Below are 22,309 nucleotides of genomic sequence, written 5' to 3' on the forward strand. Positions count from 1 at the left end.
CGCATGGTAGTTATTGAAAGTGGAGGTACTAAATCAACATGGTTGTTTAAAAGCTCTTCAGGAGATCTCCAAAAAATAATTTCTGTTGGATTACATCCCCGTGAAATTACACAAGCAAAAATCCAAACAATTCAAAAAATAGTACTTGAAAATCATTTGCAGGAGCAATCTGTTTATTTTTATGGTGCAGGTTGTGAAAATAAAACCAATAAACAGATCATAATTGATTTTTTTGAGAAGCAACAAATGGTAGTGAGATGTGTTGAGACTGACGTTTTAGCAGCGTGTATATCACACCTAGGACGCGATAGGGGCGTGGTTGGTGTTTTAGGTACAGGTGCTGTTGCTGCCATGTATAATGGGAAAAAGATAGTCAAGCAAACTTCCGGACTGGGGTACATATTAGGTGATGAAGGCAGCGGATTTGATATTGGTAAACGATTATTACAACATTATTTCCACAGGAAACTTCCAGAAGTAATTAATTTAAATATTGAAAATTATTTTAATAATGAATCTATTCTGGCTTGTATATATGGAAAAGAAGGACGTATGCAAATTGCTGGATTAACAAAGGTTGTAGCACAGTTTTCTGATCATTCTTTAATGAAAGACATATTGAGGGATGCTTTTAATGATTTTTGTAAGGAAGCTTTAACATCACTTGGAAAAGATTATCCTATTCATTTTGTAGGTAGTGTTGCTTACTATTTTAAATCTGATCTTTTTAAATGCCTTAAAACAAATGGTTACCAACCTGGAAACGTTCATATAGAAGCAGTTCATAAACTTTATGATTTTTTATCTGAATAAATAGTTGTTTTATCATCATTTAGTTTGTGTTTATCTAGTAGTTAATAGACTTTTAGTCAAAGAGTTTTTATAATTATAAAATTTTCCTCATATTGGTAGTTTTTACAGCAGATATTAGATGGAAATATTAGAAAAAAGTTCAACACCGGTAACTCCCCATATTAATTTTAACCCAAAAACTGGAGTTATGTTGATTCAAGGTCGAGCAATTCCACAAAATGCGGAAGAGTTTTGGGGACCTGTTTTAAAATGGTTTTACGCTTATTCGATTGCTCCTCAATCGAATACCAAGCTTGTTTTTAATATGGAGTATTACAACAATTCAAGTTCTCGCCAAATTCTTTTTTTACTGCATAAATTAAATGAACTTAAGGAACAAGGCTACAACGCATCTGTGTTGTGGAAATATACTACAGAAGATAAAGAGATGAAAGAAGCAGGCTATGATTTTTCCTGTATGGTAGAAGTTCCTTTTGAATTTGAGGTTGTAAATGTTGAAAAAGATGAGATTTATAAATAGCTCAATGATTGTAATATGTTCAGGAACAATTAATGTATAACTGTTGTCCTTATTGGTGAAGTAATTCTGTTCAACAAAACTATACTTAATTCACCCCTAAAATTGAATCCGAGGCACTATAAAATTTCACTTAAGTAATCGATTTAAAGCACTCAATCCAATCTGCACTGGTATAATATGAATTCTTATATACTTGAAATTGATTTGTTTCGAGAGAGGGTATTATGTGTTTCTAATATTGAATTATGCTGATATAGAGCTAAAATAGGTCTATACGTTAGATATTCTTTTTTCTTATATAACTGTCCATTGATTTGTTGATAGATATAAATATGTGGATTTTGGGGCATAGAGAGTGTTAAAGGTTAATGTCTTATGAGGAAATACATTTCAGATGTTTCAAAAGAATCTTTAAGAGCCTATTATTGGATTTAAGTTGGATTTAATTAATCAAAAAAAACTAAGCTTCCGACCTATGTAAACCTAATGTAAACCCAAATAATTTTAGGTATTATACATTTTTAATAATATTTGTCAAGGAAATTCATTTTTGGTTTTGAAACAAATGTTAAAAGTCTATTACTTAAAAAAAACAATATGAAAATTAAACTATTTTTAATATTAGTCCAAATAATCTTATCTGGATTGTCACTTGCGAATAACTTAAAAATAAATAATGTCACACGTCCTTCCAATGACAAAGTTTCCTTTGATTTGCAGTGGGATAATAGTTGGAATTTTAATGGTTTGTCAAGTACAGCAGAAAACTGGGATGCAGTTTGGGTGTTTGTGAAAGTTCAAGATTGTAATTCTGATTTTAAGACATGGGAACACGGTGATTTAAGCACCAATTCTTCAGATCATGTTGCTTCTGGTGGAATATTAACAGTTGATGCCGTTTCAGATGGAAAAGGTGTTTTTATAAAAAGACAAAGTAGAGGTGTTGGAAATATTTCCTCTACCAGCATTACCTTAACGTTTCAAACTGCTTACAACCCAAGTAACATTAGCCTAGAAGTATTCGGAATAGAGATGGTCTCTGTGCTAGATGGCGCATTTGAAGTTGGAGGAACTTCCGGTTCTTATAATAGTTTGGATGCTGGAGTAGCTTTTAACAATGGACACACTATTTCAAGTGAAAGTGCGATAAGTGCAGGACTGTTAAAAACAGAGGGTGCACCAAACACCCCTTCTGAACTTAGTTACAACCCATCCATTCCTGCGAATTTTCCAAAAGGATACAATTTCTTTTATATTATGAAGTATGAAATAACACAGGAACAGTATGTTAACTTCTTGAACCTTTTGAACTATGCGCAACAGACTGTACGTACCTCTCATCTTCCTAATTCCCCAACGGGAACAAATGGTTTAGCTCCGAATCCAACGAGTATAATGAATCGGAATGGGGTCCGAATTATTACACCAGGAAATCTTAGTCCAGATAACAAGCCTGCAATTTATGGATGTGACCTCAATAATAATGGTGTCTTTAACGAAGCGGATGATGGTCAAAATTTGGCTTGTAATTATTTAAGTTGGCCTGATATTCTTGCTTATCTAGATTGGTCTGGACTACGTCCAATGACAGAGTTAGAATTTGAAAAAGCTTGTCGTGGTCCCTTACCCGTAGTTACGGATGAATACGCGTGGGGAGCTAAAGAGATCATCCAAACAAGTTCAAATACCATATCAGATGCTGGTACAAAAGATGAACTTTCAACCATTGAGGCGACCCCTGTTGATGGCTTAGCCGCAATAAATGGTGATTCTAATAATGATGGTCCTTTAAGAGTTGGTTTCGCTGCATCCAACATTCCTACAAGAGCCGGAGCTGGAGCTTCTTACTGGAGCTCATTAGACATGACTGGAAACCTATGGGAGCAAACTGTTTCAGTAGGCTATGCAAACGGAAACATATCAAGCTTTACTGGGGTATTAGGTGATGGAAAACTTAATAATAGTGGAGACGCCGATCAATCAGGTTGGAACTTAGATCCTACTTTCAGCATTGTTAGAGGTGGTAGCTACGCATCAGGTGATTTTCAAAGTAGGGTAGGTGATAGGGTTAATATAAACTCGACAACTTACAACTTCAATAGAAACCCTGAAGCTGGTGGTCGTGGAGTACGACAATATTAATTCTATTTATATAGTCAGGTATCAAATGAATATGATTAAATGGTATTATAAAATATTAATCACATTGTTGATCCAAATATGCAGTATTGCAGTCTTTGGCCAAGCTCCATTCTATGGAGGGCCTGGGAATGGAGCTTCAAGTGAAAAATTATTAGCTTCAAGCTGTAGTACAACATCGTACTCATCGTTCTTAGGTGGAGAATCTGATGGGAATACTAATGCAAAATATGGAACCTCTTGTGAATCCACTTCAATCTCTATGTTTGCAGGAAGTAACTCAGATGGTTTTTCAAGTAGTAACATAGGCGGAAGTTGTGATACTTATTCATACAATCCTTTTTTAGGTGGTGAATCTGATGGTAATTCTAACGCAAAATACGGCACCTCATGTGAGCCAAAAACAGTAACCTTATTTGCAGGAGGTTCCACAGATGGTTTTACAAACAATAATTTGAATGGGTTCTGTGACGTTATTTCTTATAACTCTTATCTTGGAGGAGAAACAGATGGTTACACCAATTCCGTTTATGGAACTCCTTGTGAATCTAAAACAATTACATTATTTGCTGGAAGTAGTACGGATGGATTCAGCTCTCATAACCTTGGTGTAGATTGTAATATCGACCCTTTACCTATTGAATTACTGTACTTTGATGCAATTAAAGAGAATGAAAAAGTAAGAAATCAATGGGTTACAATGAGTGAGCGAAATAATGATTTTTTCACCATAGAGAGATCACTAGATGGATATCAATGGAAAGAACTAGGAACAGTGCCGGGAGCTGGAAACTCGTCTACAGAATTAAATTATCATTGGTATGATATGCATCCGAAACAAGGTATTTTATATTACCGTTTAAAACAAACAGATTTTGATGGTGCTTATACGTATTCAGACATTAGATCAGTTGTTTTTGATAATTATTCAAACGACAATATTACATTATATCCGAACCCTACAAGTGGTAAGGTTCAATTGAAAGTCATTAAAGGCAAATTAAAAAACGTTTCAATTAGTATTTATGATGCCCAAGGGCAATTGGTATTTGAATTGCCAAACTTTTCTGGTACATCTCATGTTTTTGACCTTTCATTTTTCCAAAAAGGAATTTATATAATGAAAATACGAAGTGATGAAGAATTAAAAGCTTTTAAAATAGTAAACCAATAAAACGATTATTAAGAATTTAAAATATAGAAAAATGAAAAAATATAAACTACTTCTAGTATTTGTTTTTACCTTATTATGCAACACTATTCTTGCAAGTAATGTTCAAATAACTAATGTTACTCGTCCAGCCAATGATATCTTAAAGTTTGATGTTTCTTGGGAAAACAGTTGGTACCTTAATACTTCCCCTAATAATTGGGATGCAGTTTGGGTATTTATAAAGGCTCAAGATTGTAACACAGAGTTGAAAGAATGGAAACATGCAGATGTTAGCACTAATTCTTCCGACCATAATGTATCAGGTGGTATTCTTCAAGTTGATGCTGTTACTGACGGAAAAGGTGTTTTTATCCGTAGAACTAATCATGGTTTTGGGAATATTCCAACGGCATCTGTCGAGGTAAAGCTTCAAAACGCAACATATCCTAATAATGGTACGGTAAACTTTGAGGTTTTGGGAATTGAAATGGTCGCTGTTTTAACTGGAGACTTCCAAGTTGGTAACGCTCATGAAGCAACGCACAGTTTTGAAACAACAACAATTAGCTCTGAGAACGCTATAAATTCTGGGGCTCTTATAAAAAATACAAATAATAAAAGCAGCAATGCAACACTACCTAATGACTTTCCTAAGGGGTATGATCAATTTTATATAATGAAATATGAAATATCTCAAAATCAATATGCTAAATTTCTAAACTTACTCAGTTATAACCAACAGTTTTTTAGAACTAGCAACCCGCCAACTGCTTCTCCAAATACCAATGCTTTATCTGATCAACCGAATGGTATCAGATATAGAAACGGAATAATCCTTACTGCCCCTGGTTCTGTTAGCAATGGTGCAGAATATGGTGCCGATTACAACGATAACACTACAGTGAATGAATCTGATGATGGACAAAGTATAGCTTGTAATTTCTTAAAATGGACAGACTTACTCGCTTACCTTGATTGGGCTGCGCTTAGACCAATGACCGAATTGGAGTACGAAAAAGCATGTAGAGGTGAGAATTCAGCTGTTACTGATGAATATGCTTGGGGAAATAAGATTGTTCATGGTGCGAAATCTATTTCAATTAATAATGATGGACAAGGAAGTGAAACTTCAACAACAACAGCACCTGCAAATCATGGTGTTGCAGCTGTATTAGGTAAAAACGAAACATCAAGTGGACCTCTTCGCGTTGGGTTTGCAGCTTCTCAAGGTTCGCCTACTCGCCTTAGTGCTGGGGCATCTTATTGGGGCGTTTTAGATCTAACAGGTAACGTTTGGGAACAAACCGTATCGGCAGGATTTGAGAGTTCAAATATCTCATCTTTTACCGGTGGACTAGGAGATGGTGAAATAACATCTGATGGAAAAGCAAATCAAGCAGACTGGGAGCTAGACCCCTTATATAGTCTAGTAAAAGGTGGAAGTTGGATGTCTGGAGCTCTTCTTCCTGATTCTGCTTATTGTTTTCCGACCAGTAATAGCAATAAAAAAAACATCAACTATCATATAAGCAGGTTTAGGTTGGCTAACGTAGACCACAGCACACCCTATACAGATACGATTTACAATGATTATACTGCTCAAGTTGAGCCAATTCTTATGTATCCTGGACAGCCTTATACCCCTTATGTTACAGTCTCAAATGGTTATAGGCCCTATGTTAGAGTTTGGATTGATGAAAACAATAACGGACAATTTGAAAGTACGGAACGAGTATCTTACTATGGTACTTCTGGAACTATAAACGGTGAATTTGCTATTCCTGACATATCCGTGTCATTACCTCCAGGTTCTTATAGGCTACGGGTTGCCTATAGTCAGTATTATGCGCCTTCCGCGAATGGATGTGACCCTGCAAATGGTAATTATTGGAGTTCTGGTTCAGAAATAGAGGACTACACACTTGTTGTTGGTGGTTTAGATCCAGTTGGTTCTAGAGTTAATATCGGAGACACTAAGTTTAATGCTGACCGGCATCCTGCCACAGGTGGTAGAGGTGTTCGTCAATTTTAAAGGACTTATTTAGATTGGATCATACTATAAATTTATTCGAACTAACGAGTACCATACAGCTCGTTAGTTCGATAGCTGACAGTTGTTGAATGGCATCCTCCTATTCAAAAATAGGAATGGAGCAATTACATTTCTGTTGTCATCAAGGACGTTTTTTTGGTTTGTCGAATAGACTTTCTTCTTTTTCCTCAACTCATCCAACATGAATTATAAAATTTTCTTATTTTTAATTCATGATGCCTATTATTATAATTTCAATTGTTGTTTTTATCCTTCTTATTTTTGTTTGGGTAATATATAATCAACTTGTTTCAGCACGTGAATCGGTTAACGAGGCACTTGCGGGGTCTCCAAACATATATCTCAGTCAAAAAAGCTCATAAAAACATCATTCCATAAACCTTGATTGAATAATTTTCACTAACTTATTTAGTATTAACCCAATAAGCCTAAATCATATGAGTAGAAATTATCGGTTTCACAACCCTGAAGCGCCTTATTTTGTAAGTTTTTCAGTTGTAGAATGGTTAGATGTATTTACAAGAAATGAATACAAAGACATTTTAATTGACAGTTTACATTATTGTCAAGAAAAAAAAGGAATGGAAATTTACGCATGGTGTATACTGTCAAATCATGTCCATTTAGTTTTTAGAAGTACTGAAGGAATGCCACCAGGTCAGTTACTCGGAAGTTTTAAACGACATACAAGCATGGCTGTCGTAGAAGCAATTAAAGAAAATGACAGGGAAAGTAGAAAAGAAAATTTGTTGGAAACTTTTAAACGCAATGGAAGTAAAAAATCTAATGTAACATATAATCAATTCTGGCGACAAGACAATAAACCAATCGAATTATGGAGTAATTTTGTAATTTCTCAAAAAATTAGATATATCCATAATAATCCTGTAGAGCAAGGACTTGTTTTTAGACCAGAAGATTATCTATACAGCAGCGCAGTAGACTATAGTGGTGAGAAAGGTGTTTTAAATGGAGTTGTGGTTGTTGGATTGTAAAATATTTGTATTTTTAAACAAGGTAATAGTTAGGATTCAGACTACCACGAGATGAAATCTCGCGGTAGCGGGTGGGGAGACACAATTCGGTCAGGTAATTCTGCTGGGCATGGAGTCGTTGAGGATTCAAAAGGAAGAAAAGAGATAAAAGTTGACCCAAGTTCACTAAAGAAAAAATAAATAATGAGAATCAATCATTTTGTGATATTACTATCAGTTTTCAATTTCATGTTAATTGGTTGCTCAATTGAGGATGAGGAAGATATAGTTGCTAATGGTTTTTTTGAGGTTTTCAATAAGGATTCAGTACTTCTTGAATCAGGTTATATGAGGAACGGTAAGAAAGATAGTATATTCTTACATTACCATTTGAATGGACAAATAAAAAGTTATACTCAATATGATAATGGTATACCTGTGTTTAGTCGATATGATTTAAAAGAAAACGGTGATTTCATTAGGTATTGTTATTATGATAATACTGGTAAAAGGGTGTATGTTTGTCGCTACGAGAACGAAGAAATTGTTCAAGAAGATGGAAGGGGGATTCCCCAAGTTGAACTACATAATTTTTACAAGTTAGATACGTTTAAGATTCTGTTTACGCTTGTTACCCCTCCCAATTACAGCAGAAGTTTAGAGGTAAGATATAATGACTCCTTGGTAGTAAAGAAGAAGCTTGGTAATGAAAGTTCGTATACACTGTTTGGAGAGCATAAGGATAAAGAGATTAAATTTAAGGCAAAATTATATTTGACTAAAGAGAACACAGATGATACACTAGTTCATTTTGCCTATGCAAATATTGAAGCTATTTAACATTCACTACCTCACGAGATTTTGCTTCCCAAGCTGTCGCGAGAATTAGCGAAGCTTCTCGTGGTCTTGGGCTTATCAATTAAAAAAAACCACCTAGAATTTTACTTCTAAATGGCCTTTTTAGTTAGAATACCTAAATCCAGTTTTTGAGCTATATAACCAAAAACTACGTGAAATACCTAAAATCTTGCTTGTTCTCAATCTGTTTTATCGAAGCAAAAATTAATTTTATCGTATTTGAAACATCTTCTTCGTGCGTCATTTCTACTGTGGTGTGCATGTAACGAATTGGCAATGAGATTAATGCTGCAGGAACTCCTTCATTGCTGTAGGCAAAAGCATCGGTATCTGTTCCCGTAGCACGTGAAGCCGCTAAACGCTGGAAAGGAATCTTTTCATCTTCGGCTGCGTTAATGATGAGTTTCAGTAGATTGTTTTGAACTGCTGGACCATAAGTAAGCACAGGACCTTTACCGCCTTTTAAATCACCTTGCTCTTTTTTGTCTATCATCGGTGTATTGGTATCGTGACAAACATCGGTGATGATTGCAACATCGGGTTTTATTTTCTGTGCAATCATTTGGGCTCCACGTAAACCAATTTCTTCTTGAACAGAATTTACAATGTACAATCCAAAAGGTAACTTTGTATCCGTTTCTTTCAACATTCTTGCCACTTGAGCAATCATAAATCCACCCACTCGGTTATCTAAAGCTCTTCCAACGTATCTTTTTTCATTGAGAATCATGAATTCATCCTCAAAAGTTACAACGCAACCTACGTGAACTCCTAGTTTTTCAACTTCTTCTTTCGAGCTGCACCCACAATCAATAGTGATGTTTTTTAGACTTGGCTTTGGGTCTTTGTCGTGACGTGTATGAATTGCAGGCCAGCCAAAAACAGCTTTTACAATTCCTTTGTCGGTATGAATGTTTACTCTTTTTGAAGGAGCAATCATGTGATCTGAACCACCATTTCTTCTTACGTAAATAAATCCATCATCTGTAATGTAATGCACAAACCAAGAAATTTCATCCGCATGTGCCTCAATGACAACTTTGTATTCTGCTTCAGGATTAATAACCCCAACAACAGTTCCATAGTTGTCTACCATGTAATCATCAATGTAAGGCTTAATGTATTCTAGCCACATTTTCTGACCAGGAGACTCGAACCCAGTAGGAGAAGCGTTGTCTAAATATTTCTTTAAGAATTCTTTACTTTCTTCTGTTATTGCTTTACTCATTTTTTTTGATTTTTCTCAAAGATAAAAAATCAAAAAACAATTACGAATCGTTTAATTACGAATTCCTGGAACCTTTAAAATTCATAAATCCCCGATTCATAATTCTCCCATTCGTAATTCGTAATTAACTTTCATTCATAATTAACTTATTCGTAATTCGTAATTGATTTTCATTCGTAATTCCCCCATTCGTAATTCGTAATTGACTATATTTGTCAAGAAATAATTTTGAACGAAACCGATGAAAGAAATTACTGTACAAGAACTTGAGAAAGCCATTAATAGTAAGACTGAATTTACATTGTTAGACGTAAGAGAAAACTACGAATATAAAATAGGACATCTTAATTGTGTTCATATTCCGATGGCAGAAATACCAAATCGTGCTGAGGAATTAGACAACGACAAAATGACTTACGTAATGTGCAAAACAGGAAAACGTGCTGCAGCAGTCGCTAATTTTTTAGCAACTAATTTCAAATTTAATGAAATTGCTGTGGTTTGTGGTGGAGTAGAGGCTTATGCTAATGAAATTGATCAATCGATAGAAGTTTAAAATTAGATAATGGAAAATCAATCTAGATCTTTGCCTCAATTGTTAGGCATCACTTTGCGTGGCTTGGCAATGGGAGCAGCCGATGTAATTCCAGGAGTTTCTGGAGGAACAATTGCTTTTATTACTGGAATTTATGAAGAGCTCATCACCAGCATTTCAAATATAAATTTTGCGGCACTAAAAAAGTGGAAATCGGACGGATTTTCTGCTTTTTGGAAGCATATTAATGGTAATTTCTTTGTTGCATTAGTGTTAGGAATCGGGATTAGTGTTTTGTCTTTAGCACGAATTGTTACTTATTTTTTAGTCGAATTCCCTGTATTGTTGTGGGCATTTTTCTTTGGATTAATTGTCGCAAGTGCACAGCTAATCATGCGAACGGTTGGTAAGTGGGATATTAAAACTGTTCTGGGATTAATTGCAGGAACAGCCATTGCAGCCTATATTTCTACTGTTCACGTTACCGCAAGTGGTGGCGAATCTTGGTACATCGTTTTGAGTGGTGCAATTGCGATTTGTGCAATGATTTTACCTGGAATTAGTGGCGCTTTTATCTTGGTTTTACTCGGCTCTTATGCTATGATCATCGAAGGACTAAAAAACATGGATTTTACCATTATTGGTTTATTTGCAGTAGGATGTTTAGTCGGACTTTTATCTTTTAGTCGATTGTTAAAATACCTATTTGAAAACTTTAAAAATTTAGTTTTAGCCATTCTTTCAGGGTTTTTAATTGGTTCACTCTTAAAGATATGGCCTTGGAAAAATCAAATTGGTGATGCACCGATAGTTATTCATTCTGACGGGAAAGAAGACTGGATGATGACCAATGTTCTACCTCAAAACTTCATTGGGGAGCCGCAAATTCTTTATGTTGCACTTTTAGCAATTGCTGGTTATCTATTGGTTTATTTAATGGACAGATTTGGAAACAAAACAAAATTGGTAGAGTAATGGAACAAAATGATCATAAAAGATTCGGTTTACTGGGTAAAACGCTTGGACATTCTTTTTCAAAAGCATTTTTTGATAAAAAGTTCTTAGATGAAAAAATCAATGCAACATTTGAAAACATTGAATTAGCGGATGAAAACGCTCTTGCAACATGGTTGAAGTCGGCTTGTAATGAGTTTTCCGGAGTTTCAGTTACCATTCCGTATAAAGAAACCGTGATTCCATACCTTGATGAATTGAGTCCAGAAGCTAAAGCAATTGGAGCAGTAAATTGCATTCATTTTCAAGATGGAAAGTCAATAGGACACAATACAGATGCTTTTGGGTTTGGTCAATCGATAAAACCTTTTCTTAGAAATATTCATGAAAGGGCTTTGTTGCTTGGAACAGGCGGCGCATCAAAAGCGGTGGCTTATACTTTGAAGAACTTAGGAATTACCGTAGGATATTTATCTCGAACTCCAAAGGACGATCAAATGGTTTTTAGTTACGATCAAGCCAATGAGATTATGGTGAAATCCTTTCCAATGATTGTCAACTGTACACCAATTGGAACCTCACCAAAGATTGATGAAAAACCGAATTTTCCAATAGAACTCGTGGGTGAAGATCATTTCGTAGTAGATTTAATTTATAATCCTGCTGAAACTTTGTTTTTGAAATTGGCCAAAGAAAACGGAGCCGATACCTTAAATGGACTCTCCATGCTTCAACAACAAGCACTCAAAGCTTGGGAAATTTGGAATAGCTGATTATATTTGAAACAAACAGCAATTTTTGTTGTTTTTCATCTTAAATTCTCACTGTGGACATTCTAAAATCTTATATCAGAGAAGGCGAACATCAAACACAAGATTTTAAATTTCGTGTAGACGACGCCAAGAAAATAGCACGTACTTTAGCGGCTTTTGCCAATACTGATGGTGGCCGTTTATTGATTGGAGTCAAAGACAATGGTAAAGTGGTTGGCGTAAATCCTGAGGAAGAATTTCATGTAATTCAGGGCGCTGCATCTATGTATTGCAAGCCAGAATTAAAGGTGAAAACTCAAATAATGCAAGATGATCATAAGTTGGTTTTAGAAGTTACTGTTGACGAAGCAGCAAGGAAACCGATTAAAGCCTTGGATGATAATGATGTTTGGAAAACCTATGTAAGAAGAGAAGATCACACCTTATTGGCCAATAAAATTTTGGTGGGTGTCTGGAAGAAACAGCGTAATGCAAGCTCAACACCTCAGACATTTGATGAAGATGAACAATTGATTTTAAATACCATTAAAAATGAAGGTCAAATTACTTTGAGTAAGCTCTATCGCAAGACAAAACTTAAGAAATCATACATTGATCGACTATTGATTTTGTTTGTGACTTGGGAAGTTGTCCAAATGAATATAACACCAGCAGGAACTTATTTTTCAGTGTCAGATGTATAGTATATAGTGTAGAAAAGAGTTTTACAAAACTCCAATTAGTTCTAAACAAAAAAAGAGCCGCTTTCACGACTCTTTTTATTATTAAATAATTTTTATTAGTTAGCAGCAGGATCTTTTAAACCTCCATCTACATGCACGTCCATTTGTGGGAACGGCATTGATATACCCTCTATTTCTTCAAACTTTTGGTAAACTGCTTCATTGATGTCGAAGAAAATATCCCAATAATCTTCTTTGTTACACCATACCCTCACCGTTAAATCAACAGATGAATCACCTAAATTTCCGAGCTTAACAAAAGGGGCAGGATCTTTAAAAACTTTATCGTGAGCACTTACAATTTGCAAAACTGTGTCTCTGGCCAATTTAAAGTCCTCACCGTAGCTAAATCCAAAGGTAAAGTCTACTCTTCTCGTTGGTTGCATGCTGTAGTTGGTGATGTTTCCGTTGTATAATGGACCGTTGGGTACAATAATCGTTTTATTATCAGGTGTTGTCATTACTGTGTGAAATATCTGAATTTCTTTTACTGTTCCCGACTCACCTTGACATTGTACATAATCTCCTACCTTGAATGGTTTAAAAATTAAAATCATAACTCCACCCGCTAAATTGCTCAATGTTCCAGAGAAAGCCATACCTATTGCTAAACCTGCAGCACCCAGTATTGCAATGAAAGAAGTCATTTCGATTCCTAACTGGGAGAAAACGGTAACTATAGTTAATACTTTTATAAGTCCACTAACAAGTCCTTTCATAAAGGTAATGAGACCTTTATCAGAGTCTCTTTTTTCGAGGATTTTTGCGACCATTTTGCTGAAGAACTTTGCTAATCTCATTCCTATGATGAAAATAACAACAGCAATCAGTAAGTTAATTCCAATTTCGACAAGCGTTCCCATGAGGTCTTCTTGAGATATTCCAAATAGATTTTCTGTATCCATAATTTAAGTATTGATTAAATAATTTAATTTTGTTTGCAAATATATGGTTAATTATTGTTTAACCTCTTAATTTAAAACAGTGATGTTAATTTTATCTAAAATTGTTTATGTTTTTATTACACCTTTAACATGGCTCTTGATAGCTTTAATCATTAGTGTTTTAGCAAAAAGGAAAAGAATTAAAAGAGTTGCTCGAATATCCTCATTAGCAATCGTTTTATTTTTTTCAAATACATTTATTTATAAAGAAATACTAAGGGGTTGGGAGATTCATGCCGTAAGCTTTGAAAGTGTCAATCATCATGATGTCGCACTTGTTTTGGGCGGAATGTTCGAATATGATCATTCTGTTGATAGAATAAGTGTGAGAAGAGGAGCTGATCGAATATGGCAAGCTCTCACACTTTATAATCAAAAAAAGTAAAAAAACTCTGTATTATCGGACATCATGGCGATGTTATTGATAAAGGATTAGATGAAGCTGTGCAACTTAAAGAAAAACTGATTGAATTTGGAATTCCTGAAACAGATATTCTTATTGAAACAAAATCTAGAAACACCAATGAAAATGCAAAATATACTACAGAATTATTACAACAATCTTATCCTCATTTCAATTCCTTTATTTTGGTGACCTCAGCAAGACACATGCGAAGAGCTAAAGCTTCTTTTGAAAATTATGGGTTAAAAGTAACTCCGTTTTCTACTGATCAATATACTGCTGAGAATAGGTTTTACACATGGGACGAATTTATTATTCCAAGTGCTGATACATTCAATGAATGGTTCGGATTGCTTAAAGAAATAGTTGGCTATGCTTGGCATTCTATTGCATACTGATTTAAAAGTAAATAAATTATTTGAATTAAAACATTACTGAAATGGAGATTAACTGGGAAGATTTCACTAAAATTGAGATGCGTGTAGGTACAATTTTGACTGCTGAAATATTTGAAGAAGCACGAAATCCAGCGTATAAAATGACCATTGACTTTGGAACTTTGGGAATCAAAAAAACATCTGCACAAATTACTAAGTTGTATAAACCCAATGACCTCATTGGAAAGCAGATTGTCGCTGTGGTTAATTTTTCGCCTAAACAAATTGCCAACATGATGAGCGAATGTTTGGTGCTCGGTGGGGTAGAAGGAGAAAAAGTTACCTTGATTAATCCTGACCAAACGGTTGAAAATGGAACACGGATATTTTAATTACGAACGGCTTTAGCCCTCAACGAAGTTAATTACAAGTTAGTCAATTACGAATTTCCTCAATCGTAATTATTTAGCATGAACGTGATTTTATTTTGAATCGGTTTTTATAAGAAATAGAAAATCGTGCAGAATCAATTGACATTGTGGGTACGTTTATATATTTGTAGTATCACACGGCCGTGCGATGCTACAAATATATAAACGTCTAATATTGACTAATTCGAAATTGACTATTTCACCTTAAATTCACTCGTTTTATGGAAAGTAATTGCTGGATAATCTCTTTCGGCCATTTCTAATAAAAACGGAGTTTCTGCTAGAAAAACGTAATTATCATCCTTGTCTTTGGCGATATTTCCCGTTTTGGCTTTTAAGAATTTTTCTATTTCCTCTGGTTTGTCTGAGGTCATCCAACACGCTTTGTGGTAATTCATTGGTGTAAATGAACATTTGGCACCGTATTCGTGCAATAAACGGTATAAAATAACTTCAAACTGTAGTTGTCCAACCGTACCGATAATCTTACGACTTCCAGGCTCTTGAATAAACATTTGGGCAACTCCTTCATCCATTAACTGACGAATTCCTTTGTCCAATTGCTTAGATTTCATTGGGTCATCGTTTCTTAATTCTTGGAAGAATTCTGGTGAGAATGAAGGAATTCCAACAAAGTTAAAATCTTTCCCTTCTGTTAATGTATCTCCAATTTTAAAGTTTCCTGTATCATAAAGTCCAATTACATCACCTGGAAAAGCTTCATCGACAATACTCTTATCTTGGGCCATAAAAGAAGTCGGATTCGGAAACTTAATTTTCTTTCCATTGCGCACATGTTTATAGAAGGTATTGCGTTCGAATTTTCCAGAAACGATTCTTAAGAAAGCAATTCTATCTCGGTGCTTTGGATCAAGATTGGCGTGAATCTTAAACACAAATCCAGAGAATTTAGGAGCTGAAGGTTCTATAAAACCTTGATCTGTGTCTCTTCCTCGTGGTGAAGGCGAAATATCCACAAACGCATTCAATAATTCACGAACTCCGAAGTTATTTACCGCACTTCCAAAAAAGACAGGAGCTATTTTTCCGCTTAAATAATCTTCCATGTTGAACTCATCATAAACGCCATCTACGAGTTCAACTTCTTCACGTAATTCATTTGCAGCTTCATCGCCAATGATCTCATCGAGCTCCTTGTTGTCTAAATCGGTAAATTTGACCAACTCTTCACTGATCCCCGTTTTATTTCCATGAAATAGACTCAATTCTTGTTCGTGCATGTTGTAAACCCCTTTGAAATCGTCTCCCATTCCAATTGGCCATGCTAATGGGCGAACACCAATGCCTAGTTTTGTCTCTATTTCATCTAATAATTCAAAAGCATCTTTACCATATCTGTCCATCTTGTTGATGAAAACAATTACTGGTGTATTTCTCATGCGACAAACTTCCATCAGTTTTTCGGTCTGACTTTCCACACCACTCGCATTGTCAATCACTAAAATAACGCTATCCACCGCTGTTAACGTACGGTAAGTATCTTCAGCGAAATCCTTATGTCCAGGAGTATCAAGAATATTTATGTGTTTATCACGATAGTCAAAAGCCATTACAGAAGTCGCTACAGAAATACCACGTTGTTGCTCAATTTCCATGAAATCGGAAGTTGCGGACTTCTTAATTTTGTTACTTTTTACCGCTCCAGCTGTTTGAATTGCACCACCAAATAGAAGTAGTTTCTCCGTTAAAGTAGTTTTACCAGCATCCGGATGGGCAATAATTCCAAAGGTGCGTCTTTTCTCTATTTCTTTTTGATTCGTCATAAATATCAGGACATTAGTCGAATACATTAAAATCGAATTCGATCAATAGCGCAAATGTAGTGACATTTTATTATTTTCGCATCGCTATGCTCAATAAAATACCCGTACAAAAGCTCATTTTGTTTGGTTTTACATTTATTTTACTAAGTTTCACAAATTTTCATTTTGAAGAAATTTCGGTAAAAACAGAAACAAAAAATGAGGATCAAAATAAAGCAGTTCAACATAAGGAACATTATCCTGAAAACAGATGGGAACAATTTGTTTATTCGAATTATAAATGTTTAAATGATTCTACTTTAACTTATGAAGCATTCTACAATGGATTAAAGGGATATTACACTTTAAAAGAAGAAGGTCAGCTTGAGAATGAGAGGGTTTTAACCATAGTTGATTTTTCACAGCATTCCTCTAAAGAAAGAATGTACGTTATTAATGTCGAAACATTTGAAATTGTAAAGAAATCGCTTTGTGCGCATGGAAAACACACAGGAATGGCGACTGCTGAAAAGTTTTCAAACATTAGTGGCAGCTTGCAAAGTAGTTTAGGCTTTTTTCTCACTGCCGAAACCTACTCTGGAAAGTTTGATTACGCAATGCGATTGGATGGATTAGAAGCGTCTAATTCAAAAGCTCGGCCAAGGGGAATTGTAGTTCATGGAGCAACTTATGCAACTCCGGCGTTTTTAAAAAGAAATAATGGAGTGCTCGGAAGAAGTTACGGGTGCCCAGCTTTGCCAAAACATAATGCCACCGAAATAATTGATGTAATTAAAGAAGGTTCTTGCTTTTTTATTTACGCTGATGATTTAAATTATTTAGAGAGCTCTAAAGTGATTAATCAAGAATCATTTCCTTCCATTTTAAATGCTTCATAAAGAATAAAATCAATAAAAATTTAATTTAATTTTAAATTTTCTTGCATACTCCAAAGTGTTGATATATATTTGGACTTTATTTTTAATTATTTATTATGCCACAAGGAACAGTTAAGTTTTTTAACACAGAAAAAGGGTTCGGATTTATCGTACCAGAAGAAGGAAACGATGTATTCGTACATGCAAACGGATTAATCGACGAGATTCGTGAAGACGACAAAGTTGAATTTGAAGTTGAAGAGGGAAGAAAAGGATTAAACGCTGTTAACGTAAAAGTTATCGGTTAGTATATAATTTATTTTAAGTACTCTAAAAGGCTATCGATTTTTCGATAGCCTTTTATTTTTGTCTAAACTTTTTTAAACTTAACCAATTCTATATCTAAATCATTAGTAATCTGTTGATAATTAAATGCTTCATTTTTTCAAAATTAAATTTGACGCAATGGAGACTGAATTTTATTTAAAATCATTCTAATTAAGCAAATAAAGTCTTATATTTGCTACCATGAAAGTCATTATAGCAGACAGTAACGACATTGTAAGGGTTGGATTGCGATCCATTTTGGCAGAAGATCCATCCGTGAAAGTGGTTGGTGAAGCTGTTTCGGGAGAACAGTTCATTGAACAACTCAAAAATGTAGAGGTTGATGTTGCGCTACTTGACTACACTGCACCGAATTTTAGTATTGATATTATTCCAAAAGCGTTGAATGCAAATAAGCATCTAAAAATTGTAGCCATAACGCCTGAACAAAATCCATCTGTTGTCATTGATGCTTTAAAATCTGGTGTTACCAGTTACATCAAAAAAGACTGTGATATCGCTGAAATTAAATCATCTGTTAGAGAAACAGTAGGAGGGAACAAGTTCTTTTGTGGACAAATCTTAGATTCCATCCGCAAAGCTTCAATTGATGTTGAACATTTAGATTTAGATAGTTTTTCATGTGAACCTGTTTTGCTTTCAGAGCGTGAATTGGAAATTATAAAATACATCGCCGAAGGAAATACCAATGCACAAATAGCAGATTTACTTTGTTTGAGTCCGCACACAATTACTACGCACAGGAAAAATATTATGGGTAAGTTGGGAACTAAAAATACCGCTGGAATTGTGATGTATGCCGTAAAATCCAATATTGTAAGTCCAAATAAGTTTTTGTTTACAGGAGAACAGTAGGCAATTACGAATATTCAATTACGAATTAGTCAATTACGAATTAGGAATTACGAATTTTTAATTTTCAATTACGAATTTTCAATTATCAACTATCAATTACCCCGTTTTCTACATAAACTTTTTGTCGATGAATTTTGAATTTAAAAGTCTTGCTACTGCCATGTAGTTAAGTTCAAAATCAAAAGATTTACCGACTAACTTTTCATAAAAACTATCTTTTTGATTATTGTCTTTATACTCATATACAGTCATGTCTGACGTAGTGCCAATAAGTTCTAGATTTTCGTCTAGAGGATTTAGATTATTGGCATCAACATCTAACATTCCAAAATCAAAAATGGCCCGATAAATCTTTTTCCGTAATGTGACTCGTCGTAATCTTTAGTGTCTCCAATTGAAGCTTCACTTATCTCACCTTGTGGAATAATTCTCTTTTCTTCAATTTCAATAAGATTCGCAGACAGTCTAAAATTGTCGGTACTTAAATTGAGAAATTGTTGATTTCTTAGCGGACTTGTTCCAAAAAATGCAGCTTCTCCAATTCTAAAGTGATTGATGGACTTTGGAATGTTATTCTCTTCTAACAAAGGCAAAGTGATTGAGCTTCCTCCAGAAAATAGTGCTAGTTTTTTATCAAAAGTTGCTTCAATTAATTTCCCATATAATTCGAGTTGCATCAATTTGTCGTAAGTTGGTTCTACGCCATACATACAGCCTAAGTTGGCACCTAATCCAATCGTTTCCACGTTTTTTAATGCAAAGACGGCTCTGTAGAAATCAATGATTTTGTTTCCTAAAACTCCTTCGCGCAATTCGCCCAATTCGATCATGATAATGACTTTGTGAATTTTTTGCTGTTCCTTTGCCGCCTTGTCAAGTGCTTTTAATGTATGTATTGAAGTGTTTAGAGAAACATCGGCAAATTCTACAATTTCCTTGGCATAAATCTTTGCAGGTGGTTTAATGTAAATCGTGCGAATTGATGGATTTACTTTTTTGATATTTTTTAAACTCGTCAATCTGGAATCTCCAATAGAGTGGATGTTTTCAATAACTTCTGGCTTCAAGATTTGCTTCATAAACTCTACATCACCGCTAAAAACTTTTGTAATTAAACTCCAATGAATTTCATGTTGCTGTAGAAAGCTAGAAATGGCAAGAATGTTATCAATAATACCTGAGCTTTTAATTTTTAAAGTCGCCATGATTAATTTTTTAATCGCATTTCTGCGTATTTCGTCTCAAATCCTAATTTCTTGTAGAGTTCAATTGCTGGATTATCATACTCAACATGTAATTTGATATCGCCTTTGGTGTTCTTGATTACCTCTTGAACCAGTTGTTTACCAATTCCTTTTCCTCTAAATTTCTCACCAACAGCAATGTAAACCAGAATGTTTTCAGGTATGTATCCCGACATTCCGGTGTTGTTCATAATTACTCCACCGGCTAGTTTTTCATCATAAAAAGCGAGATAAATTGTACCACCTTCAGCAGGATTTTCCGACAAAGCATATTCGATACATTTATTAATATCTTCTTTTGCATCGCCATATTTGCCAAGACTTTCATAAAGGAAATCTACAAACTCTTGTCGTGTTTCTTTGACTTTATCAAAATCGCTTGCTTTGTTAAGACGGGTAATTTTTAGCATGAACTGTTTTTAAAGATTCCTATAAAGTAAAAAATCTATAATCTTTCTCCAAACAAACAGTTCAATATTTACAAATTTGTAATTCATAATTGAATAATCAAACTTGGACATTAACTTTAATGTTGAAAATTATTATCAATAATCTGCACCATATTTTCTCGGAATTCCAATAAATTGAACGCTCGAAATAACAAAGTTCAAGAGAATCTAGTTGAAAAAAAGAGGAAAAGCTGGGTGTTTTCTCTTTTTTTTCTATTTCACTGTTAATATTACTGTCATTTCGATTATCCTAAAATATTTTATTTTTGGGATAGAGAAGTGCTCAGTCCCCTAACTGTTTATATGTCTTATGAAGGTTGTCGACAAACTTGGTAATCCATTAACAAGGTTCTTTTTTTGTTTGAACCGAGCTAGCGATCTAAACGAAGTTAATTATTACAATCCTCAATCATAAATTCGTAATTAGCTTCACTGAGGGCTAAAGCCGTTCATAATTGATTATAATCTATTCCGTCAAAATTTCCTGAACTCATCATCAACAAGACCATGTTGTCAGTGCTTTCTGCTTCAATGAAGTCGAGGACTTTCTGTGTTTCTGTTTCTACTTGAACGTTTTCTCCAAAAGCTTCAAAAACATCTTTTTTTGTGATTGGATCTAGCTTTTTATGTGCTACAACTTTCGGACTAAAATACACCAATGCTTTGTCGGCGGATTTCATTGCATCCTTGTATTGTGGAAGGAAATCCTTTTTTAAAGAAGAAAAAGTGTGTAATTCCATACAGGCCACGAGTTTTCTATCTGGGTATTGTTCTTTAACAGCTGCTGTTGTTGCTTTTAGTTTACTCGGAGAATGCGCAAAATCCTTGTATAAAACTCTTTCAGGCGTCTCACTGACTTTCTCTAATCTTTTTCCAGCTCCAGTGAAATCTTTCATGGCGTTTAGAAAGTCGATAGAAGAGATGCCCAAAGCTTCAACAACTTTTAAAGCGCCGTTTAAGTTCTGTAAATTGTGCGCACCAAAAATCTTCAAAGGAAAAGCCTGATTATTATAATAAAAGGTTGTTCCTTTTTCATGAACTTCATATTTTGGAGTGGCATAAGGCTTCAATTTTAGTCGACTTTGCTGCTTTACGGCGACTTTTTCGACTTCTGTGTCCTCAGTATTGTAAACCAATACCCCATTTTCTTCAATGATTTCACAAAACAAATCAAATTGTTCAACGTAATTCTCATAGCTTGGAAAGACATTAATATGATCCCACGCAATTCCACTTATTAAAGCAATATGAGGCTTATATAAATGAAACTTTGGTCTTCTGTCCAATGGCGAACTCAAATATTCATCTCCTTCAAGAATAATAACATCATTATCTTGGGTCAATTTTACCATACAATCATAACCTTCGAGTTGCGCGCCTACCATATAATCTACAGGGAAATCCAACACTTGTAAAGCATGTAAAATCATGGAAGTAATCGTTGTCTTGCCGTGCGAACCGCCAATTACAACCCGTTTCTTGTGCTTTGATTGCTCATAGATATATTCAGGATAAGAAAAGATTTCAATCCCTAATTCTTTGGCTTTAGCGAGTTCAGGATTGTCTGCCCTTGCATGCATTCCAAGAATCACTGCGTCTAAATCAGCAGAAATAAGATCAGGATTCCAGCCAATTTGTTCAGGAAGAATACCTTCTTTTTTTAATCGACCTTTTGAAGGTTCAAAAATTTCATCATCGGAACCCGTAACTTCGAATCCTTTACGTGATAATGCAATGGCTAAATTATGCATAGCGCTTCCTCCAATGGCAATAAAATGAACTTTCATGAAATGTGTTTTTGGTTGGTTAAAAGTAAGCATCTTTTGAAAGAGTTTACTCCTTAAATTACATTTCTATTAACTTTTAAGTGTTGAAATACAATTCTTGACTTCAAA

25 protein-coding genes are annotated in these 22,309 nt (G+C 34.7%); 18 read left to right on the plus strand and 7 right to left on the minus strand.

From position 1 onward, the window contains the following. Nucleotides 1-3 precede the first annotated feature (3 nt). From CW751_RS08525 to CW751_RS08555, 8 genes are all read left to right on the plus strand, one after another. A complete protein-coding gene (locus CW751_RS08525; protein WP_101334586.1) occupies nt 4-813 on the plus strand; it encodes a hypothetical protein in 810 nt (269 codons plus the stop codon). Between the two features lie 118 nt (nt 814-931). Continuing rightward, complete coding sequence (locus tag CW751_RS08530; RefSeq protein WP_101334587.1) at nt 932-1,333, plus strand: DUF1987 domain-containing protein; 402 nt, start codon at nt 932-934, stop codon at nt 1,331-1,333. 597 nt (nt 1,334-1,930) lie between these two features. Continuing rightward, nucleotides 1,931-3,475 carry an SUMF1/EgtB/PvdO family nonheme iron enzyme gene (locus CW751_RS08535; protein WP_133122174.1) on the plus strand — a complete coding sequence of 515 codons (1,545 nt, stop codon included), beginning with the start codon at nt 1,931-1,933 and terminating at the stop codon, nt 3,473-3,475. Nucleotides 3,476-3,500: 25 nt separating this feature from the next. Further along, nucleotides 3,501-4,646, plus strand: coding sequence for a T9SS type A sorting domain-containing protein (locus tag CW751_RS08540; protein ID WP_101334589.1), 1,146 nt, complete (start codon nt 3,501-3,503; stop codon nt 4,644-4,646). A 31-nt stretch (nt 4,647-4,677) separates the two neighbouring features. Then, entirely contained in the window at nt 4,678-6,657 is a 1,980-nt protein-coding gene (locus CW751_RS08545) for an SUMF1/EgtB/PvdO family nonheme iron enzyme (protein WP_101334590.1), read from the plus strand. Between the two features lie 458 nt (nt 6,658-7,115). Next, on the plus strand, nt 7,116-7,673 hold the full coding sequence (locus CW751_RS08550) for an REP-associated tyrosine transposase (protein ID WP_101334591.1): 558 nt from the start codon (nt 7,116-7,118) through the stop codon (nt 7,671-7,673). Between the two features lie 51 nt (nt 7,674-7,724). Next, complete coding sequence (locus CW751_RS15835) at nt 7,725-7,853, plus strand: hypothetical protein (RefSeq protein ID WP_262484523.1); 129 nt, start codon at nt 7,725-7,727, stop codon at nt 7,851-7,853. A 3-nt stretch (nt 7,854-7,856) separates the two neighbouring features. Further along, entirely contained in the window at nt 7,857-8,492 is a 636-nt protein-coding gene (locus tag CW751_RS08555; RefSeq protein WP_133122175.1) for a toxin-antitoxin system YwqK family antitoxin, read from the plus strand. Between the two features lie 166 nt (nt 8,493-8,658). Here CW751_RS08555 and CW751_RS08560 read toward each other — a convergent pair whose 3' ends face one another. Next, nucleotides 8,659-9,738, minus strand: coding sequence for a M42 family metallopeptidase (locus tag CW751_RS08560; protein WP_101334593.1), 1,080 nt, complete (start codon nt 9,736-9,738; stop codon nt 8,659-8,661). A gap of 241 nt (nt 9,739-9,979) precedes the next feature. Between CW751_RS08560 and CW751_RS08565 the strand changes: the two genes are divergently transcribed. Genes CW751_RS08565 through CW751_RS08580 form a run of 4 tightly spaced genes read left to right on the plus strand, consistent with a single transcriptional unit; the run spans nt 9,980 to nt 12,683 of the window. Further along, entirely contained in the window at nt 9,980-10,294 is a 315-nt protein-coding gene (locus CW751_RS08565; RefSeq protein WP_101334594.1) for a rhodanese-like domain-containing protein, read from the plus strand. 9 nt (nt 10,295-10,303) lie between these two features. Then, on the plus strand, nt 10,304-11,248 hold the full coding sequence (locus CW751_RS08570; protein WP_240612552.1) for a DUF368 domain-containing protein: 945 nt from the start codon (nt 10,304-10,306) through the stop codon (nt 11,246-11,248). Continuing rightward, nucleotides 11,248-12,000, plus strand: a complete 753-nt coding sequence (locus tag CW751_RS08575) for a shikimate dehydrogenase family protein (protein WP_101334595.1) — start codon at nt 11,248-11,250, stop codon at nt 11,998-12,000. The genes CW751_RS08570 and CW751_RS08575 overlap by 1 nt, the downstream gene beginning before the upstream one ends. A 53-nt stretch (nt 12,001-12,053) precedes the next feature. Continuing rightward, the gene (locus CW751_RS08580; protein ID WP_165779265.1) at nt 12,054-12,683 is read left to right on the plus strand and encodes an AlbA family DNA-binding domain-containing protein; all 630 of its coding nucleotides are present in this window, start codon (nt 12,054-12,056) and stop codon (nt 12,681-12,683) included. 95 nt (nt 12,684-12,778) lie between these two features. Here the strand turns inward: CW751_RS08580 and CW751_RS08585 are convergent, their stop codons facing one another. Then, a complete protein-coding gene (locus tag CW751_RS08585) occupies nt 12,779-13,627 on the minus strand; it encodes a mechanosensitive ion channel family protein (RefSeq protein ID WP_205677806.1) in 849 nt (282 codons plus the stop codon). 79 nt (nt 13,628-13,706) lie between these two features. Between CW751_RS08585 and CW751_RS08590 the strand changes: the two genes are divergently transcribed. Genes CW751_RS08590 through CW751_RS08600 form a run of 3 tightly spaced genes read left to right on the plus strand, consistent with a single transcriptional unit; the run spans nt 13,707 to nt 14,838 of the window. After that, nucleotides 13,707-14,051, plus strand: coding sequence for a hypothetical protein (locus CW751_RS08590; RefSeq protein ID WP_133122176.1), 345 nt, complete (start codon nt 13,707-13,709; stop codon nt 14,049-14,051). A gap of 14 nt (nt 14,052-14,065) precedes the next feature. Further along, complete coding sequence (locus tag CW751_RS08595; protein WP_262484525.1) at nt 14,066-14,467, plus strand: YdcF family protein; 402 nt, start codon at nt 14,066-14,068, stop codon at nt 14,465-14,467. Between the two features lie 41 nt (nt 14,468-14,508). Further along, nucleotides 14,509-14,838 (plus strand): tRNA-binding protein, encoded by a 330-nt coding sequence (locus CW751_RS08600; RefSeq protein ID WP_101334600.1) that lies wholly within the window; start codon nt 14,509-14,511, stop codon nt 14,836-14,838. A 233-nt stretch (nt 14,839-15,071) separates the two neighbouring features. Here the strand turns inward: CW751_RS08600 and CW751_RS08605 are convergent, their stop codons facing one another. After that, a complete protein-coding gene (locus tag CW751_RS08605) occupies nt 15,072-16,661 on the minus strand; it encodes a peptide chain release factor 3 (protein ID WP_101334601.1) in 1,590 nt (529 codons plus the stop codon). A gap of 119 nt (nt 16,662-16,780) precedes the next feature. On the opposite strand from CW751_RS08605, the gene CW751_RS08610 reads away from it, so the two are divergent. From CW751_RS08610 to CW751_RS08620, 3 genes are all read left to right on the plus strand, one after another. Continuing rightward, nucleotides 16,781-17,539 (plus strand): murein L,D-transpeptidase catalytic domain family protein, encoded by a 759-nt coding sequence (locus CW751_RS08610; protein WP_165779267.1) that lies wholly within the window; start codon nt 16,781-16,783, stop codon nt 17,537-17,539. Nucleotides 17,540-17,634: 95 nt separating this feature from the next. Beyond that, nucleotides 17,635-17,826, plus strand: coding sequence for a cold-shock protein (locus tag CW751_RS08615; protein ID WP_101334603.1), 192 nt, complete (start codon nt 17,635-17,637; stop codon nt 17,824-17,826). Nucleotides 17,827-18,046: 220 nt separating this feature from the next. Beyond that, complete coding sequence (locus CW751_RS08620) at nt 18,047-18,721, plus strand: response regulator transcription factor (protein ID WP_101334604.1); 675 nt, start codon at nt 18,047-18,049, stop codon at nt 18,719-18,721. Between the two features lie 108 nt (nt 18,722-18,829). On the opposite strand, the gene CW751_RS15415 is transcribed toward CW751_RS08620, so the two are convergent. The 4 genes from CW751_RS15415 to CW751_RS08640 all read right to left on the minus strand — a co-directional run bounded on the left by CW751_RS15415 (nt 18,830) and on the right by CW751_RS08640 (nt 22,201). Beyond that, entirely contained in the window at nt 18,830-19,045 is a 216-nt protein-coding gene (locus CW751_RS15415) for a hypothetical protein (RefSeq protein ID WP_101334605.1), read from the minus strand. Next, nucleotides 19,039-19,926 (minus strand): alanine racemase, encoded by an 888-nt coding sequence (locus CW751_RS08630; RefSeq protein ID WP_101334606.1) that lies wholly within the window; start codon nt 19,924-19,926, stop codon nt 19,039-19,041. Before CW751_RS08630 ends, CW751_RS15415 begins: the two co-directional genes overlap by 7 nt. Nucleotides 19,927-19,928: 2 nt before the next feature. Further along, a complete protein-coding gene (locus tag CW751_RS08635) occupies nt 19,929-20,375 on the minus strand; it encodes a GNAT family N-acetyltransferase (protein WP_101334607.1) in 447 nt (148 codons plus the stop codon). Nucleotides 20,376-20,863: 488 nt separating this feature from the next. After that, the gene (locus CW751_RS08640; protein ID WP_101334631.1) at nt 20,864-22,201 is read right to left on the minus strand and encodes a UDP-N-acetylmuramate--L-alanine ligase; all 1,338 of its coding nucleotides are present in this window, start codon (nt 22,199-22,201) and stop codon (nt 20,864-20,866) included. Nucleotides 22,202-22,309: the final 108 nt, after the last annotated feature.

Source organism: Brumimicrobium salinarum (assembly GCF_002844555.1).
GTDB classification, from domain to species: Bacteria; Bacteroidota; Bacteroidia; order Flavobacteriales_D; family Crocinitomicaceae; genus Brumimicrobium; species Brumimicrobium salinarum.